This is a genomic window from Lysinibacillus sp. NPDC098008 (genome assembly GCF_044760715.1).
Taxonomy (GTDB): Bacteria; Bacillota; Bacilli; order Bacillales_A; family Planococcaceae; genus Lysinibacillus.
In genome coordinates, this window is sequence record NZ_JBIWBA010000005.1 from 65,978 (window position 1) to 84,414 (window position 18,437).

The window sequence follows — 18,437 nt, forward strand, 5'->3', positions numbered from 1 at the left end:
AAGGAGCTGTCCAATAAAAAGATTGGGCAGCTTCTTTTTGTCACATAATGTATAAAAATAATTTTAGAGGTGAAAAGGTAATGAAAGAAGTTAAAGGCTTATTGGTAATGGCATACGGAACACCTTACAAAGAAGAAGATATAGAACCTTACTATACGCATATTCGTCATGGTCGTAAACCTTCTGCGGAGCATTTAGAAGATTTACGCAGTCGTTATGAGGCGATTGGCGGCTTATCACCATTAGCAGCAGCAACAAAGGCACAGGCTGAAGCATTATGTGCACGTTTAAATGAAGTACAGGATGCGGTAGAATATAAATTATTTATCGGCCTAAAACATATCCATCCATTTATTGAGGATGCGGTAGAGCAAATGGTGGCAGAGGGTATTAAAGAAGCGGTTTCGATTGTTTTAGCACCTCATTTTTCAACATTCTCTATTCAATCCTATAATGGGCGTGCAGTAGAAGCAGCTAACGGACGTTTAGCTATTACTTCTGTAGAATCATGGTATGATGAGCCAAAATTTATTGAGTATTGGAAGCAACAAGTCAATGCTACATTTGCTGCAATGTCTGACGAGGAACGTGAAAAAGCATGTTTAATTGTATCAGCACATTCATTACCTGAAAAAATTAAAAGCTTAGGTGATCCTTACGAAGAGCAATTAATTGAAACAGCTCGACTTATTCAGCAAGCAACAGGTTTAAAAAATGTTGAGGTTGGCTGGCAATCAGCAGGGCAAACACCAGAGCCTTGGATTGGTCCTGATGTGCAAGATTTAACACGTGATTTATATGAGGAAAAAGGTTTCCGTTCATTTGTTTATACACCAGTAGGCTTTGTAACAGAGCATTTAGAAGTGCTGTATGATAATGATTTTGAATGTAAAGTTGTTTGTGATGAACTTGGCGCAAAATACTATCGTCCAGCGATGCCAAATACACATCCATTATTTATTGATGCGATGGTAGATGCGATTCATAAAAAATTAAGCTAAGCGAAAAGAAAGTGATGATGTTGGTGACTCAGAAAAGACGAAAGGTAGTTGTTGTTGGCGGTGGTATTACTGGCCTTACAGCTGCGTTCTATATGCAAAAAGAAGCAATCACAAAAGAATTGCCATTAGATATCGTACTTGTCGAGTCGTCATTACGTCTTGGCGGAAAAATTCAAACATTAAGAAAAGATGGTTTTATTATTGAACGTGGACCTGAATCTTTTTTTGATCGTGAAAACTATGTTAATGCTTTAGCAAAGGATCTTGGTATTGAGCAAAAAATTAGAACAAGCAATGCAGGGCCAACCTATATTGCTGTTGGTAGCGCACTTTATCCAATACCTAGTCATCTGTTATCTGGAGAAACGCCACATATCTCATCATTTATTACCTCAGGCTTATTCTCGCTTAGTGGTAAGGTTCGGGCAGCAGGAGATTTTTTTATTCCTCGCTCTGAACAAGATGATGACCAACCGTTAGGAGCTTTTTTTAGAAGAAGGTTTGGCGCAGAGATTGTGGAAAATTTAGTTGAACCGTTACTAGCGGGTACATTTGCGGGGGATATTGAGCAATTAAGCATGAGCTCAACATTCCCTCAGCTTTATAGCTTAGAGCAAAAATATCGTAGTTTACTAATTGGTATGAAGAAGTCTGGCACAAACTTCTTAAATAATCATCTTGTAGATGAAAATAAAGGAATCTTTCAAACCTTTAGCAATGGTCTTGAAACACTCACTGAAAGTTTAGAAGATTCATTACTTCCTGGAACTGTTATGAAAGGTGTGAAGGTTGAGGAAATTGAGCATGGCAAGGATGGCTCGGTTCAGGTGATGCTCAATAACTTCTCACATATAAAGGCTGATGCGGTTATTATTGCAACACCATTCGATACGGTAGAAAAAATGTTTAGTAAGCATCAGCTGTTAAATGAGTTAGGGACAATGAAGGCTGCAACAATTGCAACTGTCACAATGGCTTTTAAAAAAGAACAGCTTGGAAATTTAGATGCACTTGCTTTTTATGTTTCTCGAAATAGTGATTTTTCAATAACCTCCTGTACATGGATGAATCGAAAATGGCCAGGTACTGCACCAGAGGATTATATTTTATTGCGTAGCTATATTGGACGAGTGGGTGATGAAGCCATTGTTGCACTATCCGATACTGAGATTGAAAAGACAGTTCTTCAAGATTTACAAAAAACAATTGGTGTAGATGGAGCACCTATTACAACTGTTGTTACACGCTGGAAAAATGCTATGCCACAATATACTGTTGGGCATGAGGCAAAAGTACAGCGCATTAAGCAGGAGTTACAGCAACACTTTCCAACGGTTAAATTAGCAGGTAGCTCTTTTGAGGGCATATCTGTACCCGAGTGTGTACAGCAAGGTAAGCAGGTAGCAGAGCAAGTGCTACAGGAATTATTAAAATAGAAAAGGAGTCGTTTGCAAAGTCTTTTAAAACGGCTCCTTTGTGACTAGCGTAAGCGCACTAGTTTTTAGCAAATAGTTATTATAGAAGTTAAGGCTGTCCAAAAAGATATTATCTTTTTGGACAGCCTATTTTTATTGTTTAGTGATAAGTGGTGGATAGAATAACCGAATTAGTGGATAATGTATAAAAGATAGATAATTTTTACAATGTGCATGGAAATTTCATAAGAAAGGGTTGGGGTAGTATGGAATTACGGCATTTAGAGTATTTTTTAATGGTTAGTAAAGAGCTACATTTTACAAAAGCCGCTGAAAAGTTAGGAATTTCACAGCCCACTTTAAGCCATCAAATTAGAATACTTGAAAAAGAGATAGGGTATTCACTATTTAATCGTGTTGGTAAGAGAATTGAACTGACGAAGGTAGGGGAAATTGTCCAACAGGAAGCATTGAATATTCAAGGCTCTATTCAAAATATGGCTTCTCAAATTGCAGCATTCTCGAAAGTAGAAATCGGGGAAGTAAAGATTGCAGTGTTGCCAGGAGAAATAACAGATTTGGTATCTACGTTATGTATTCAATTTAATCAGCTCTATCCAAACATTAAGGTTTTTATTGAAACGACAGATCAGGTAGAAAAGGCCGTTTTAGAAAATCAAGCTGATTTCGGTATTAGCTTCCAACTTAATGAATATGATATGTTGCAAGTAACAAAACTGTATGATGAAGAATTTTATCTGATTAGTAATCAATATCATGAAGAATCAAAAATATCATTTTGTTCTATTTTAGATAGTCCTCTTATTTTATTTCCAAATATGCATCAATGTAGAAAATTACTTGATAAGGTTGGCTATGAAATAGGCAAGCAATTAGAGCCTATTGTGGAAACGTCTAGTATTAAATCTATCTTAAATTTTGTTCGGAGTGGTATTGGTTGTAGTATTGTTTCGCGTACACTATACGAATTTTATGATACAGAAGATTTGTATTTCCAACATATTAAAGACCCATCTTTAACAAGAGGCGTTTATCTTGTGATGAAAAAGAACTGTTTTATTAATTATGCAGCACGTGAATATATTAAATTATTAGTATGTGAAATTGAAAAGCTTCATTTTCACACAGAGAAAGATGCCATTAATTCTTTGTCTAGTTTTGTATTATAGTTTTTATCTATCATTATCATAGAAATAATGTAATAGACGAGAGATAAAGTCCTTCTTACAATGTAGATAAGACAGCTTATGAAAAGCAGAAATAAATATTGCAAAGAGAGTAAGAATACTTATGAATTTTTGTGTTAAAAATTCATAAAGTCACAAGGAAATACTAAACTAATATGAGGTGATTGTTAATGGGAAAAGATTTAAGTCAATTCATTAGAAATGAAGCGTTTTTAGACAAAGTTGTTTCAGCTGAAGAAGCGGCTTCTTGGATTGAAGATGGAATGAACCTCGGCATGAGTGGCTTTACACTGTTCGGTGAGCCAAAAGAATTTCCACTTGCACTTTCTAAGCGTGGTGAGCAAGAAGACTTTAAAATCAACCTATATACAGGAGCTTCATTAGGGCCAACTGCTGACCAATCAATGGCTGAAGCTGGCATCATTAATTTACGTGTTCCTTACCAAGGAAACGCTGTAATGCGTGGGCAAGTCAATAAAGGGGAAATATACTACATTGACCAGCATTTATCACATACAGCAGAAGAAGTACGAAAAGGAACATTAGGCAATATTGATTATGCCATTATTGAAGCAGCTGGAATCACTGAGGATGGTTATATTATTCCAACTGGCTCTGTAGGAAATTCACCAATCTTTGTGGAAAAAGCTGAAAACGTTATCATTGAAATCAACACAACTGCACCTAGAGCGTATGAAGGACTTCATGATATTTTTGTACAAAAAGAACAAGGTGAGCGTAGAGAAATTCCAATTTATAATGTTTCGGATCGAATTGGAGAAGCGGGCATTAAAGTTGATCCAGAAAAGGTAAAAGGAATTGTTTTATCAGAACAGCCTGATGTTCCTTCACCATTATTTGAACCAAATGAAGAAACACAGCAAATTGCTAATCACTTATTAGACTTCTTTGCCAGTGAAGTAGCAGCAGGAAAATTACCAGAATCATTAGCGCCATTGCAATCTGGAGTAGGGTCTGTTGCGAATGCGGTTTTAAATGGTATGCAAAATTCTCAGTTTAAAGATATAGAAGTATTTTCTGAAGTATTACAAGATGGTGTCTTTGATTTAATTGATGCGGGTATCGTTAAATTTGCGGCTGGTACTGCATTCTCACTTTCAAAGAAGCGTGTTGATTCATTAGCGGAGGATTTAGAGAAATACAAAGATAAAATTATGTTTAGACCTCAAGAAATTTCGAACAATCCAGAAGTGATTCGTCGTTTAGGTGTAATTTCATTTAATACGGCAATCGAAGTGGACATTTATGGAAATGTTAATTCGACGCATATTAATGGAACAAAAATTATGAATGGTATTGGTGGCTCTGGTGATTTTGCTCGAAATGCTAGAATTACAATTTTTGTAACATCCTCTTTAGCAAAAAATGGAGCGATTTCAACGATTGTTCCTTTTGTATCACATGTTGATCATACAGAGCATGATGTAGATGTTATTGTGACAGAGCAAGGATATGCTGATCTTCGCGGATTGCCACCAGTGAAGAGAGCAGAAAAGCTTATCGAAATTGCACATCCTAAGTATAGACCACAATTACGTGCCTACTTTGAAGAAGCAAAAGAGAAGGTGGGTGGTCAAACACCACATATTCTTGAAAAAGCATTCTCTTTCCATACAAACCTAAAAGAAAAAGGGACAATGTTAATTGAAGAAGAAGTAACAAATTAATTTATAAGGTTAAAAAGGATTTAAATAAAACAAGCATAACCCCATTTTAAAACGAGGTTATGCTTGTTTAAATTTTAAAAATTCAATTATTCTCCTATTGTTTTATAGATAGCCCTATAAAATTCGATGACATGACCATACAATACCACCAGAATTTGCACCACCAAGCGTCAGACCAAGTGTCAGGCCATTCGCTTCGTAATACAGATCAACTGTATCGCCAGCATTTAATTCCACTTCTCCTGCTAAAGTAACTGTGCCATTGCCAAGAACTGCCCGTAAAGTTAGTAGTGTAACGGCTACATTTAATACTGGGAATAGACCGCTTATTAAATTTGTTGTACCATTTCGACGAATAGCAAAGGATGGGTTAATACCTGAACCTAAACTTAAGGAGATAGCTGCTGTTGTAGAGTAATTAATGGTTGCTTCAAAGGAATATCTACCTGTTGTTGGCACAGTAAATATCCCAGTTGCTGGATTGAAAGCAGCTGTTGTATAGTAAGGTGAAGAAACATTCCAGTTAGTAATGGAAGTAGAAGCATTTACAGCTAATGTATTTTTAAAAGCTGAGAATCCTTCAGTAAATGCCGATCCAGTTGCACCCGTAGCGCCAGTAGGACCAGTAGCTCCAGCGATTCCTGTTGCCCCAGTAGGACCAGTAGCTCCAGCGATTCCTGTTGCCCCAGTAGGACCAGTAGCTCCAGCGATTCCCGTAGCGCCAGTAGGACCAGTAGCCCCAGCGATTCCCGTAGCGCCAGTAGGACCAGTCACGCCAGCAATACCCGTAGCGCCAGTGATTCCTGTTGCCCCAGTAGGTCCAGTAATACCAGTGATTCCAGTAGCGCCAGTAGGTCCAGTAGCTCCAACAATTCCAGTCGTGCCAGTAGGACCAGTAACGCCAGTGATTCCAGTAGCGCCAGTAGGTCCAGTAACACCAGCAATACCCGTAGCGCCAGTAGGACCAGTAACACCAGCAATACCCGTAGCGCCAGTAGGTCCGGTCACACCAGTGATTCCTGTTGCCCCAGTAGGACCAGTAACACCAGCAATACCCGTAGCGCCAGTAGGACCAGTAACACCAGTGATTCCTGTTGCCCCAGTAGGACCAGTGATACCAGTGATTCCTGTTGCCCCAGTAGGACCAGTGATACCAGTGATTCCCGTAGCGCCAGTAGGACCAGTCACGCCAGTGATTCCTGTTGCCCCAGTAGGACCAGTAACGCCAGCAATACCCGTCGCACCAGTAATCCCGGTAGGTCCTGTTATACCAGTGGGTCCGGTAGCTCCCGTTGCGCCAGTCGGACCTGTACTCCCAGTAGGCCCTGTAATGCCACCTGTTGTCCCAGTTGGCTTGGTAGGCCAAATTGAGCATGAGGTAGGGGCAGTGTTGCAGCAGCAAGGAAATGCATTACATTTGCTACAAACACGGTTTAGGAAGTTTCCAAAATGCATAATTTCACCTCCTCTCTCACATATCCTATTCGGCGATAGGAGAAAGGAGGAAGACAGATAACTATTGATTACTTATAAATTATAGAACTGAAAAACTTTACCTAACTATAAAAAGGTACTTGGGTGATGAAGCGAAAATATGTTAATCATTGTTTTGCTTATGCTTTAAAATACGCTGGAAGTATTTTTTATTGTGTAAAATTTTCGCATCGTTAGGGATAAAAGTGCTTGCTAATTCATTATGTGCATGAGCAAGTTCGTATTGTTGTAAGCGATCATAAAGCACACAAAGCTGTAAATGGGGGAGCCATGTGGAAAAGCTTTTATGTTGAAAAGGAGCGTTTGGATTTTGCTTAATATTAAGTGCTTGTTCATACCAAAAGATGGCTTGGTGATTTCTACCTTGCTCCATAAAATAATAGCCTAAACGACAGCAGGCTTCAGGGCGAGGGATATCATATTCAAAGCTTCGTAAAATAGCACTTACACTGTTTTCTGTATCGTTTAAATGTGCATAGCAATCGGCTAGCTTAAAGCAGGCACGGATATTATCTTCTACCCAGCCTAATTTTGAGGTTAAAAATAGCTCGTAATAATAAATGGCATCTTCAAATTGGTGATGGTCTAGTAACTCATTAGCAAAATAAAATGTATCACGGGGTGTTAGTGTTGCACCAGATTTAATAAGTTGTTGATAAATCGTAATGTTGCGCGAATGGTCATGTGTTAGTGGTAAATGGCTAACTGCTATATCGCTATCAAATAAATTACCACCTACTTCTAAATATTCATGAACAGCACCAATCCATTGAAATTGCTTCGCTCTTTTCACAAGACGGTATCTTCTGATAAAGGCATCTACATTACCTTCGGGATCAAAGCTTAAATGATAATTCATTGAAACAGCATCAATATTAGAGGAGAGCGATTTTTTTAAAGCTTGCAATTTTTCTCGATCCTCCTCTAATAAAACATCGTCAGCATCTAACCAAAGAATATAGTCCTTTGTTGCCTGTTGAAAGGAGAAGTTTCGTGCTGCTGCGAAATGTTGAATCCATTCAAAATCAAAAATTCGATCTGTAAATTGCGCAACAATTTCTTTTGTATTATCTGTTGAGCCTGTATCAACAATATTAATTTCATCTACTATATCTTTGACGGATGCAAGACATCTGCCAATGACCTCCTCCTCATTTTTTACAATCATACATAAGCTAATTGAAATCACATTTTATTCCTCCTTACTATTATCTTTGTAGTATATGAACTACTGATAGAAATGGCTGGATGATTGAAATGTGAAATATGATTTGTGTGGTTTGTCATAAATTTACCTCTCAAGTTTCACCCCAATTTCACAATTGTGAAGTATAGTTAAGGGGCAGAGGTGATAAAGTTGAAAAAATGGGCATTCTTCATTTTTTCGTTACTACAAATCATATGGTTAGCAGGCTGTGCTGAAAAATCATATGAACCAATTGAACGTGATCAAGATTTTATAGCATCATTAAATATACAGGAGCCGTCGCTGGATTTTATTGATGAGGATGGCAATATACTCGCGACATGGGCATTTAACCAAGCCTATTCAGGAGCGGTTTTACTAGGGGACGATCAAATTCTATTGTATGGACACCAATTAAGTACAATTGATGTTTATACAATATCAACTGGTGAAAAGCGCTTTTCTAAAAAAGTAGATATTGGTACAACGAATGTATATTATGACGACAGCATCCAACAATTTTTTATAACGAATAGTAAAAATAATACAGTGACAAGCTTTGATCAGGAAGGAAATGCGCTAGCAACACAACGGATTGGTAATTATCCAATGTCAATGGCATCCTATAAAGACAAGCTATATGTTATTAATTTTAAGGATACAAAATTAACAGTGTTAAATACGAAAAATTTAATGATTGAAAAAGAATGGCCGATTCCAAAGTCATCACATGGTATAGCAGTTTTAGAAGAAACACATGAGCTATGGATAGGTGGTCATGGAGAAGGAAGTAGTCCAAATCATTCCGTTAAAAAATATGATTTGACGACAGGTGAGCTGCACGGAGAGATTGATATGCCTCTAATGCCAGTTGGGTTAAAGAAGACAGAAAATGCTGTTTTTGTAGTAAGTCATGGTCATAATATGTTATATGTCGCAGACTTTGCTGGCTCAGTCAAATGGCAGCAAGAGGTAGGTGCCAATCCCTTTGTTGTTGAGCGATTTCAGGACTATATTGTAGTGGCTGGCTATGATGACCATACATTACATTTTTTAAAAGATGGTCAGAAGGATAAAACAGTTGATGTAGGAAAAGGAGCCTTTCAGCTACTAGTAAGGGAGGAAAAGTAATGACAACTGTCTTAATCATTGATGATGAGCAAGATATGCGTAATTTAATCGAAATGATGTTAAATAACTCTGATATTGAAACATTTACAGCTGCAAGCGGTACAGAGGCTTATGATGTGATTATGCGTGAGCATATTGATTTAGTGCTGTTAGATGTAATGATGCCGCATGAGGATGGCTTTGTTGTTTGCCAAAGTATCCGTGCTATATCGAATGTGCCAATTATTTTTTTAACAGCGCGTGATGCAAATGAGGATAAGGTGAAAGGTCTTACACTTGGTGGCGATGATTATATTGTTAAGCCCTTTACACACGATGAGCTTGTTGCAAGAATCTATGCTGTGTTAAGAAGAAGTGGCTCGAATGTTTCAGAGCTACAGCAAAAATCGATTGTGATTGGTTCTATTAAAATAGATGAAATCGCTCGGAAAGTATCTGTCAATGATGAAAATGTTCCACTTACTTTAAAGGAATTTGAGTTATTGCATTTATTTATGAAAAATCCAGGTAATGCCTACACAAGAGAGCAATTGCTGGAACGTGTGTGGGATATTGATTATATAGGTGGTACTCGAACTGTTGATACACATATTAAAACGTTACGTATAAAGCTTGGAAAGGATGCGGCAGCGCATATTCAAACGGTCTGGGGAGTGGGCTATCGCTTTGACCCTGGCGAATGAAAAAGATTGCAACACGTATTTGGCTATTAATTTTTGCCTTTTTAGTCATTACAGTTGTCTTTATGTATGTACTGACGGATTTTTTATATCAACGTTTATATGTACAAGATACAGAAGATACAATGATTGAAGTCGGCTTAAAGCTCCAAACAATGTATGATAGCGGAAAGGTGACGGATGAATTTATTGCAGCGATTGAGGAATTTAATGATTATTCAAATTTGAATATTTTTGCTGTAAGGAATCCACGTGAGTTGAGTGCCTGTGTGCCTTTTGATATAGATTATGAAACATTGATTGGTCCTGAGGAAAGACAAAAGCTATTAGATGGTAAAACGATTCAAAAAATTGGTTATGAGCCTCGTTTTGATCGGCAGCTTATTTCAGTAGTAATACCACTTGTTGATCAAAATAGACTAGAAGGGATTATTTATATTTATTTCCCACTAGCAAAAATTAGTGAGCTGGCAAATAATGAAGTGATTTTATTATTTATTAGTGCTTTAATATTTTTAGTAGTTGTTAGTTATTTAATTTATAAAGGTATTCGACATATTATGCGCCCATTAAGTGAATTACAAAATGCTGTGGAGCAGATGTCCTTTGGTCATTATGAAACGCGTGTGCCTGTCAATTCAAGGGATGAAATCGGTAAATTATCGAGCACCTTTAATAAAATGGCGGAGGCTATTCAGCAGGAGGACGAGGCACGAAAAACATTTTTAGCTACGGTTTCACATGAGCTACGAACACCAATTAGCTATGTAAAGGGCTATAGTGAGGCTATACAAAATGGTATGATTACAGAGCAGCAAAAAGAGGAAACGATTCAGTTGATTGTACGTGAGGCAAATCGAATGGAACGTTTAACAAACGAATTATTGCAGCTTGCTAGGACAGAAAATGAACAAACAAATATTATGCTTTATCCAATTCCTCTTGGTGAAACAATACGAGAGGTTCAACAAATTTTAATGCATCAAGCACATAAAAAGAATATTACATTATGTGTAGATGTAGATGATGCACTGATTATTCAAGCTGATGAAGTAAAGCTTAAGCAAATTTTTATTAATATTATTGAAAATGCTATTAATTATTCATACGAAGGTTCTGATGTGGAAGTTATTGCAGCGGAGCATAATGGCTATGCAGTTATTACGATTAAGGATTATGGAATTGGTATTCCGCAGGAGGATTTATCGCATGTAACAGAGCGATTTTACCGTGTGAATAAGGCACGAAGCCGCGCAGATGGTGGTAGTGGATTAGGGCTATCCATTGTTGAGCAGCTTGTAAAGCAATTGCAAGGGAAATTAGAAATTGACAGTGTTGTTGATAAAGGTACAATTGTTAAAGTTATATTGCCATTAATGGAGGAATAAAAAATGAAAAAGTGGTTATACGCATTAATTGCAGTCCCTGTACTGCTAGTAGGTTGTGGAGATAAAAAAGAACAGGCAGCTTTATCGGAGCCAGAAGTTCCACAAGTACCAGAGGTAGAAATTTTAACACCAGAAGCGGTAGCGCCTAATGAAACAATTGAGTTGTCTGCGCATGTTCAACAGGGCGGCGAAAATGTGGATGATGCTATTGTGGAATTTGAGGTATGGGAATCAGGGAAGCGTGATGAAGGGCAAATGATTGATGGGAAATTAGATAAAGACGGTGTTTATAAGGCGACAACGACATTTGACCATGATGGTGTTTATTATATGTATGCACATACAACAGCGAATGGTGTACATAGTATGCCAAAGCAAGAAATTATTGCAGGCAGTCCAGATATGACACAGGTTTTGCCGGAGGATGAAGATGCTAATAATAGTATGGATCATGAGATGATGGAGCATAATCATGACTCATCTGATAAGGAAGACCATAATAATCATGAAAAAAATCATCATTAAACACTTGCAATTTTATTAAATTAGGACTATGATAATGACCAGATGACCAAAACGGTTTTCTGGTCATTTTTTAAAAGACACTATTTAGATGTACATAACTTAGTAGGAAAGGATGTTATGAATGGATCGTAGGCAGGAAATTCTTGAAGCAGCTACAAAGTCTTTTACATTGTTTGGCTATAAGGCAACAACGATGGAGCAAGTGGCAAAAATAGCGAATGTTGGTAAGGGTACGATTTATACATTCTTTGCAAACAAGGAAATTTTATTTCAAGAGATTGCTATGTCACTTGTACGTGAAATGAAGGCGGAGGCAGATGCAGTGTTGGATGCATCAGCAAGCTTTATGGATAATGCACATAATGCTTTAATGAAAATCCTGCAATTCCGTGAAAAACATCTTTTGTTTGCAAAGTTAATAGAGGAAGAAAAGGAAATACGTACACCAGCTGTTAAACAGGTTCTTTTACGCATCGAAACAGAAGTGCTATCATATATCACAGAGTTAATACAAAGGCGTATCAAAACAGGTGAAATTCGAGATTGCAATGCAGAGCTTGTTAGCTATTTATTGTTAAAGGCATATCTTGCATTTGTTGTCGATTGGTATGAGTTACATGGCGAAACGATTCCTGAAGAAAAAATTCTTGATTTATTTAAGGAAACCATCTTCCAAGGATTAATTTCAACTTGATTCGATATAAAAAAGATGTTAAAGTATCGAGTCAAGTGCTCTTTTTTAAATATAAAGAGCGTTTATTTTTTAACTTAAAATGACCAAATGACGTTTTAGGTCAAAATGTTTAGGAGTGAGGATATTTATGATTAAAGCTGAATGGCTGAAAATCTTGAAAACTAAAAAAATGCTTATTTCCATTATCGCTGTTTTATTTATTCCAGTGATGTATGCAGGCATGTTTTTATGGGCATTTTGGGACCCGTATGCAGGGCTACCTAATTTACCAGTAGCAGTTGTCAATGAAGACACTGGTGCTGAAATGGACGATGTTCAATTAGATTTAGGGGACACCTTGGTTGATAAGCTGATGGATAGTGAACAGTTTAACTTTATTGAGGTATCAAAAGAAGAGGCTGAAAAAGGGTTAAACGGCAGAGATTATTATATGATTTTAGAAATTCCAACAAATTTCTCTGAGCATGCAACAACACTATTAGATGATAAACCATCTAAATTAGTGATGAACTATATTCCTAACGAAGGGTTAAACTTCCTAGGTGCACAAATTGGTGAAACAGCAATGGATCGTGTACGTGCTGAAGTAAATGCACAAGTATCAGCAACATATGCTGAAAAATTATTTGATTCGATTGCAACAATGGGAGAGGGCTTTACAGAGGCGGCAGATGGCTCGTTGAAGCTAGATGAAGGTGCTAAAAAAGTAGCAGATGGTGCAAAGGATTTAAAAGGCTATCTTGAGCAATTAGCATCAAGCACAGTTGAATTGTCAAATGGTACAGATAAATTAACAAAAGGTGCTGGCGAAGCTGCAAAAGGTGCCAATGAATTATCAAATGGTTTAGTGAAACTTCAAGACGGTACTGTACAATTACAGCAAGGTGCACAGCAAGCTGCAAATGGCGCAGCAAGCCTTGAGCAAGGGTTAACACAATATACACAAGGCGTTGCAAAAGTAGGCGCAGGCTTAACAACTTTAAATGATAAACAGCAACAAATTAGTGCAGGTGCAGCCTCTATTGCTGAAAATGCAGGTGCATTAAATGGTGCAGCAAGCCAACTAACAGAAGGCTCTGCAAAGGTAGAGGCAGGAATTACAGCTTTATCTAACCAGCTACAAGATATGATAGCTACAATGCCTGAGGAGCAAGCGGCTGTCTTAAAGCAAACTTTAGCAGAATTACAGGCAGGTAGTGCAAGTGTGCACAATGGCTTAAGCTCTTTATCTGCAGGGACAGAACAATTACAGGCTGGTGCTAATCAAGTAAGCTCTGGTGCAGGTCAAATTGCGGCAGGTCAAGCAGAGGTTTTAGCAGGTGCAAATGCATTAACAGCAAAAAGTGGTGCTCTATTAGAAGGAGCAAAAGGCTTACAAGCAGGGAATGCAACATTAGCTGCAAAGCTAGGAGAATTAAATGCTGGTGTAAATACAGCAGTGGCAGGCTCTCAAACATTGGCGTCAGGTTTAAATGAGCTAACAAATGGTACAACAACATTAAATCAAGGTACATCTACACTTGCATCAAAATCTGGTGAGCTCGCACAAGGTTCAGCAACACTTGCAGAAGGTTCTACGGAGCTTGCAGATGGTACAGCAACTTTATCAGGTAAACTAGATGAAGCAAGTGAAAAGGCAAATGAAGTAAAAGCAAATGAAGATACGTATGATATGGTCGGTAGCCCAGTTGAAGTTGAAAAAGAATCTGTCAACCATGTTCCAAACTACGGTACAGGCTTTGCACCATATTTTATTTCGCTTGGCTTATTCGTAGGGGCATTATTAATTTCGATTGTGTTCCCACTTGTTGAACCTGCTATTCGTCCTAAAAACGGGGCATCTTGGTTTACAAGTAAAGTGACTGTATTAGCTGTTGTAGGTTTAGTACAAACATTACTAACAGTAGCTATTGTTAAATGGGGTCTAGGGCTTGAAGTGAATAACATGGGCTACTTTATCTTAACAGCTTTATTAACAAGCTATGTATTTTTAGCATTAATTCAAATGCTTGTTTCGATCTTTGGTGACCCTGGACGTTTCATGGCAATTGTAGTGTTAATTTTACAACTAACAACAAGTGCAGGTACGTTCCCATTAGAATTAATTCCATCACCATTACAAGTATTTAACAAGCTATTACCGATGACATATACAGTGCAAGCATTCAAATCAAGTATTTCTACAGGGGATATGTCATTCTTAATGCAAAACTATGGTGTGCTAGCTGGCTTCCTAGTAGCATTTTTAGCCATCACATTCGGCTACTTCATGCTACTTCACAATAAACGTTATTCAAAAGTAGCGGAAGAAAACTAAAATAAATAAGCACTCATCCAGAAATGGTGAGTGCTTATTTTGCTAGCTGGGGATAAGTGAATTTTAAACTAAGCAGATGAAGTATATTAATATAAAAACAAACAGCTGATATGAGCGTATCAGCTGTTTGTTTTGTAAGTGTAAGAGATTTAATTAAGGATTCATCATAGAAATGATGAGGGGTGTCATAATTGCTACGTGTGGGGCACGTATATGACGGTTACAGAATAGGCAAATGCTTATAGGTGGTTGCAGTTTTCACAAGTGTTGCTGTAGCATTCGCTTTGTTCTTCCAATTTTTCACCGCATTCAGTACACTGCTTTGCAGGTAAGTTCTTGAAAAATTCAACTACATTTTCTAACATTGTGGACGCCTCCTTTAAGTTCATCTGTACTATTACTGTTTCGATATTTTATAGTGTATTATAACAGATGCTTTTCGTCAACACAAAATGCCTAATTTACGGTAGAATAAATATGGATATTTTGTGAAGGAGGAAACGTAAACTATGATTTTCGTTGATAATAAAGGGATTCATGATCCACGCATTAACCTTGCGATTGAGGAATATTTATTAAAAACAATGGATGTTGAGAAGGAGCCAGTGCTACTTTTTTACATTAATCAGCCTGCTATTATCATTGGCAAAAACCAAAATACAATTGAAGAAATCAACACAGACTATGTAGAGGATAATGGCATTATTGTAGTACGACGTCTTTCGGGTGGTGGAGCTGTTTATCACGATTTAGGCAATCTTAACTTTAGCTTTATTACAAATGATGATGGCGATAGCTTTATGAATTATAAAAAATTCACACAGCCAGTTGTGGACGCGCTAGCAAAAATGGGTGTGAATGCAGAGCTTTCAGGGCGCAATGACATTTTAGCAGAGGGACGCAAGGTGTCAGGCAACGCACAGTTTTCAACAAGAGGACGCATGTTCAGTCATGGTACATTAATGTTTGATACAGAAATTGATGCGGTTGTTTCAGCTTTAAAGGTGAAAAAGGACAAAATTGAATCAAAGGGTATTAAATCCATTCGCTCACGAGTAGCCAATATTTCTGAGTTTTTGCAAGAAAAAATGACAATTGAGGAATTCCGTCTTGAAATTTTAAAATCTATTTTTGGTGGAGAAGAAAATATTCGCTATTATGAGCTAACTGAGGAAGATTGGGCGAATATTCATAAGCTATCAGCGGAGCGTTATCAAACTTGGGAATGGAACTATGGTAAATCACCACGCTTCAATATTCAAAAAACACATCGTTTCCCAACAGGTGGTGTCGATATTCGTCTTGAGGTGAATCATGGTATCATTGAAGAGGCACATATTTTTGGTGATTTCTTTGGTGTAGGCGATATAGCTGATATAGAACAGCGTCTAGTTGGGACAAACTATGATAGAGCTGCCATTGCGAAAGCGTTGGCGGATATTGATATTCCTACATATTTTGGCGGAATTTCAACAGAAGACTTTTTACAATTAATATATTAAGGAAAATAAAGGTTTTTTAGGCTGAAGGTTCGCTGACAATTATGTCGTCGAACCTTTTTTTGATACAATATAGAAAGAAAGGAGTGTTGATATGGAAAAGCATCGAATATTTATCGTTGAAGATGATGTGAAAATCGCTTCATTATTAGCGGAAACGCTTCGTAAATATCAATACGAGGTTGAAACCATTCAAAAGTTTGAACATCTTATCGAAGAATTTACAGCATTCAATCCACATATGGTACTGCTTGATATAAATTTACCTGCCTATGATGGCTATTATTGGTGTCGCCAGCTACGCCAGCATACAACATGCCCAATTATTTTTATTTCTGCCCGTTCAGGGGAGATGGATCAAATTTTTGCCCTTGAAAATGGCGGTGATGATTTTATTACAAAACCATTTAATTATGAGATTGTATTGGCTAAAATTCGGAGTCATTTGCGTCGTACATATGGTGAGTATGCGGCAAGACAAGAGGAGCGGACAATTAAACAGGGGCAGCTTATCCTGCATTTAGAAAGAATGGAGCTGCATAAAAATGATTTAGCCATTCCTCTACAGAAAAAAGAGTGTATTATCCTAGAACTTTTAATGGGCAATGCGCCAAAGGTCGTGACACGCGAGCAATTGCTAGAGGAGCTTTGGGACGATCAAGCCTTTGTTGATGAAAATACATTAAATGTCAATATGACACGCGTACGTAAAAAGCTAGCGGATTATGAGATATCATCGACGATAGAAACTGTGCGTGGTGCAGGCTATCGCTTTATATTAAGTGCAGGTGAGCTGTAGTGGGCTGGAAATTATTTTTACGCGATTATGCATCATTTATTGTGTTCCAGCTTTTACTAGTTGGCTTTATTATGGTTTTATATGCGCTGGATGGCTTTCGAAATGTTAATACAGCGATTTATTCCTTCTGTATTAGCCTTGTACTATTAGCGTCATTTCTACTTGTCCGTTATTTAATGCGTCAACGCTATTTATTAAAAATAACGCAGCTTCCTACAACAATGGAGGATGTATTGCAAAAAAATGCGAAAACACCTGAGGCTATACAAACAGAAAAATATATGCATGAATTGTATCGCCTTTATCAGCATGAGCTGCATTCATTATATGCAAGTCAAAAACGGCATGACCAATTTATGAATCAATGGGTGCATCAGATGAAAACACCTATCTCTGTTATTGAGCTATTATTGCAGGATGATCGCCCTCTTGATAAAAGGAATGTGCAGGAGGAAATTGATCGCTTACGCAGAGGCTTGGATATGGTACTTGTCAATGCACGCTTAGAAAACTTTGAAGATGATATGCAGGTAGAGCAGGTTGCGTTAAAGGCAATTGTGACTGCAACTGTTAATGAAAATAAACGTTTATTTATTACGAAAAGGGTTTTCCCTGAAATTCATGTTGAGGATGACCTAATTGTTGCGAGTGATTCAAAATGGCTTCGTTTTATTCTTGGTCAATTTATTACCAATGCAGTGAAATATACATTTGAAGCAAATAAAAAAATTGTGATTTCCGCTATTCAAAAGGATGACTACGTGCAGTTAGCCATTTGTGATGAAGGAATTGGGATTCCCGCCTCTGATCTTTCACGTGTAACAAAGGCTTTTTTTACTGGTGAAAATGGGCGTAAAACAGGGGAATCAACAGGGATGGGGCTTTACCTAGCTAAAGAAATTTGCGAAAAGCTTGGGCATGAATTAACCATTACATCAGAAGTAGGTCAAGGGACAATTGTAACAGTGACATTTACAAATTAGGGGGAAGTAGCATGGCGGAAATACGTATAAATCATTGGCTATTAAATATTGAAAAGGAGAAAACGAAGGCTCTGTATGCGACACAGCTCCGAATGGATGAAGATGTACATTATCAAAGCTTTCATGAGGCAAATCAAATACTCGATGCAGATTTACTGCATTTTTCAAATACGCTTGGGCTAGACTTACAGCAGCCAACAATATTGAATGCCTTTCCTGTGGAGGGCGAGCAAATTATGTACAGTGGCTATTATACGGTATGTGGTGACATTATCGAGGGAGAAATGGATGCTTGGGATGTGGTGATTGGCAAATATTGCTTTAGCCTGATTGAGGAAGACTCTATATTGGCAGAACCTCATTTCCATATTGGTTTTGAAGTAGTGTTACCAGCATCCTTAGAATTAATAAAGAAATAAGGTGAATAAA

At 37.6% G+C, this 18,437-nt stretch carries 17 protein-coding genes; 14 read left to right on the plus strand and 3 right to left on the minus strand.

The genetic code is table 11. The features are described from left to right. The first annotated feature begins 80 nt into the window (after positions 1–80). From hemH to scpC, 4 genes are all read left to right on the plus strand, one after another. Positions 81–1,001, plus strand: coding sequence for a ferrochelatase (gene hemH, locus ACIQVU_RS07400; RefSeq protein ID WP_340807398.1), 921 nt, complete (start codon positions 81–83; stop codon positions 999–1,001). 14 nt (positions 1,002–1,015) lie between these two features. Then, positions 1,016–2,437, plus strand: coding sequence for a protoporphyrinogen oxidase (gene hemY / locus ACIQVU_RS07405; RefSeq protein WP_340808617.1), 1,422 nt, complete (start codon positions 1,016–1,018; stop codon positions 2,435–2,437). A gap of 245 nt (positions 2,438–2,682) precedes the next feature. After that, positions 2,683–3,606, plus strand: coding sequence for a LysR family transcriptional regulator (locus ACIQVU_RS07410; protein ID WP_340807397.1), 924 nt, complete (start codon positions 2,683–2,685; stop codon positions 3,604–3,606). A 188-nt stretch (positions 3,607–3,794) separates the two neighbouring features. Continuing rightward, positions 3,795–5,312, plus strand: coding sequence for a succinyl-CoA:acetate CoA-transferase ScpC (gene scpC / locus ACIQVU_RS07415; protein WP_340807396.1), 1,518 nt, complete (start codon positions 3,795–3,797; stop codon positions 5,310–5,312). 114 nt (positions 5,313–5,426) lie between these two features. Here the strand turns inward: scpC and ACIQVU_RS07420 are convergent, their stop codons facing one another. Together ACIQVU_RS07420 and ACIQVU_RS07425 are read right to left on the minus strand one after the other, a co-directional pair. Continuing rightward, positions 5,427–6,767 (minus strand): collagen-like domain-containing protein, encoded by a 1,341-nt coding sequence (locus ACIQVU_RS07420; RefSeq protein WP_340807394.1) that lies wholly within the window; start codon positions 6,765–6,767, stop codon positions 5,427–5,429. Positions 6,768–6,909: 142 nt separating this feature from the next. Next, the gene (locus ACIQVU_RS07425) at positions 6,910–7,995 is read right to left on the minus strand and encodes a glycosyltransferase (protein ID WP_402894616.1); all 1,086 of its coding nucleotides are present in this window, start codon (positions 7,993–7,995) and stop codon (positions 6,910–6,912) included. A 159-nt stretch (positions 7,996–8,154) separates the two neighbouring features. Between ACIQVU_RS07425 and ACIQVU_RS07430 the strand changes: the two genes are divergently transcribed. The 6 genes from ACIQVU_RS07430 to ACIQVU_RS07455 all read left to right on the plus strand — a co-directional run bounded on the left by ACIQVU_RS07430 (position 8,155) and on the right by ACIQVU_RS07455 (position 14,727). Beyond that, the gene (locus ACIQVU_RS07430; RefSeq protein ID WP_402894619.1) at positions 8,155–9,123 is read left to right on the plus strand and encodes a YncE family protein; all 969 of its coding nucleotides are present in this window, start codon (positions 8,155–8,157) and stop codon (positions 9,121–9,123) included. Then, a complete protein-coding gene (locus tag ACIQVU_RS07435; RefSeq protein WP_340807389.1) occupies positions 9,123–9,806 on the plus strand; it encodes a response regulator transcription factor in 684 nt (227 codons plus the stop codon). Before ACIQVU_RS07430 ends, ACIQVU_RS07435 begins: the two co-directional genes overlap by 1 nt. Further along, entirely contained in the window at positions 9,803–11,191 is a 1,389-nt protein-coding gene (locus ACIQVU_RS07440; protein WP_340807388.1) for a sensor histidine kinase, read from the plus strand. Before ACIQVU_RS07435 ends, ACIQVU_RS07440 begins: the two co-directional genes overlap by 4 nt. 3 nt (positions 11,192–11,194) lie before the next feature. Further along, positions 11,195–11,716 (plus strand): FixH family protein, encoded by a 522-nt coding sequence (locus tag ACIQVU_RS07445; protein ID WP_340807386.1) that lies wholly within the window; start codon positions 11,195–11,197, stop codon positions 11,714–11,716. 121 nt (positions 11,717–11,837) lie between these two features. After that, a complete protein-coding gene (locus ACIQVU_RS07450) occupies positions 11,838–12,410 on the plus strand; it encodes a TetR/AcrR family transcriptional regulator (RefSeq protein ID WP_340807385.1) in 573 nt (190 codons plus the stop codon). 127 nt (positions 12,411–12,537) lie between these two features. Beyond that, on the plus strand, positions 12,538–14,727 hold the full coding sequence (locus tag ACIQVU_RS07455) for a YhgE/Pip family protein (RefSeq protein ID WP_340807383.1): 2,190 nt from the start codon (positions 12,538–12,540) through the stop codon (positions 14,725–14,727). A gap of 239 nt (positions 14,728–14,966) precedes the next feature. Here ACIQVU_RS07455 and yhfH read toward each other — a convergent pair whose 3' ends face one another. Continuing rightward, complete coding sequence (yhfH, locus tag ACIQVU_RS07460) at positions 14,967–15,092, minus strand: protein YhfH (RefSeq protein WP_340807382.1); 126 nt, start codon at positions 15,090–15,092, stop codon at positions 14,967–14,969. Positions 15,093–15,236: 144 nt separating this feature from the next. On the opposite strand from yhfH, the gene lplA reads away from it, so the two are divergent. The 4 genes from lplA (at position 15,237) to ACIQVU_RS07480 (ending at position 18,427) form a co-directional block, all read left to right on the plus strand. Continuing rightward, positions 15,237–16,229, plus strand: coding sequence for a lipoate--protein ligase (gene lplA / locus ACIQVU_RS07465; RefSeq protein WP_340807381.1), 993 nt, complete (start codon positions 15,237–15,239; stop codon positions 16,227–16,229). 91 nt (positions 16,230–16,320) lie between these two features. Further along, positions 16,321–17,025 carry a response regulator transcription factor gene (locus ACIQVU_RS07470; RefSeq protein WP_340807380.1) on the plus strand — a complete coding sequence of 235 codons (705 nt, stop codon included), beginning with the start codon at positions 16,321–16,323 and terminating at the stop codon, positions 17,023–17,025. Further along, positions 17,025–18,008, plus strand: a complete 984-nt coding sequence (locus tag ACIQVU_RS07475) for a sensor histidine kinase (RefSeq protein ID WP_340807379.1) — start codon at positions 17,025–17,027, stop codon at positions 18,006–18,008. The genes ACIQVU_RS07470 and ACIQVU_RS07475 overlap by 1 nt, the downstream gene beginning before the upstream one ends. An 11-nt stretch (positions 18,009–18,019) precedes the next feature. After that, positions 18,020–18,427 carry a hypothetical protein gene (locus tag ACIQVU_RS07480; protein ID WP_402894626.1) on the plus strand — a complete coding sequence of 136 codons (408 nt, stop codon included), beginning with the start codon at positions 18,020–18,022 and terminating at the stop codon, positions 18,425–18,427. The last annotated feature ends 10 nt before the right edge of the window (positions 18,428–18,437 follow it).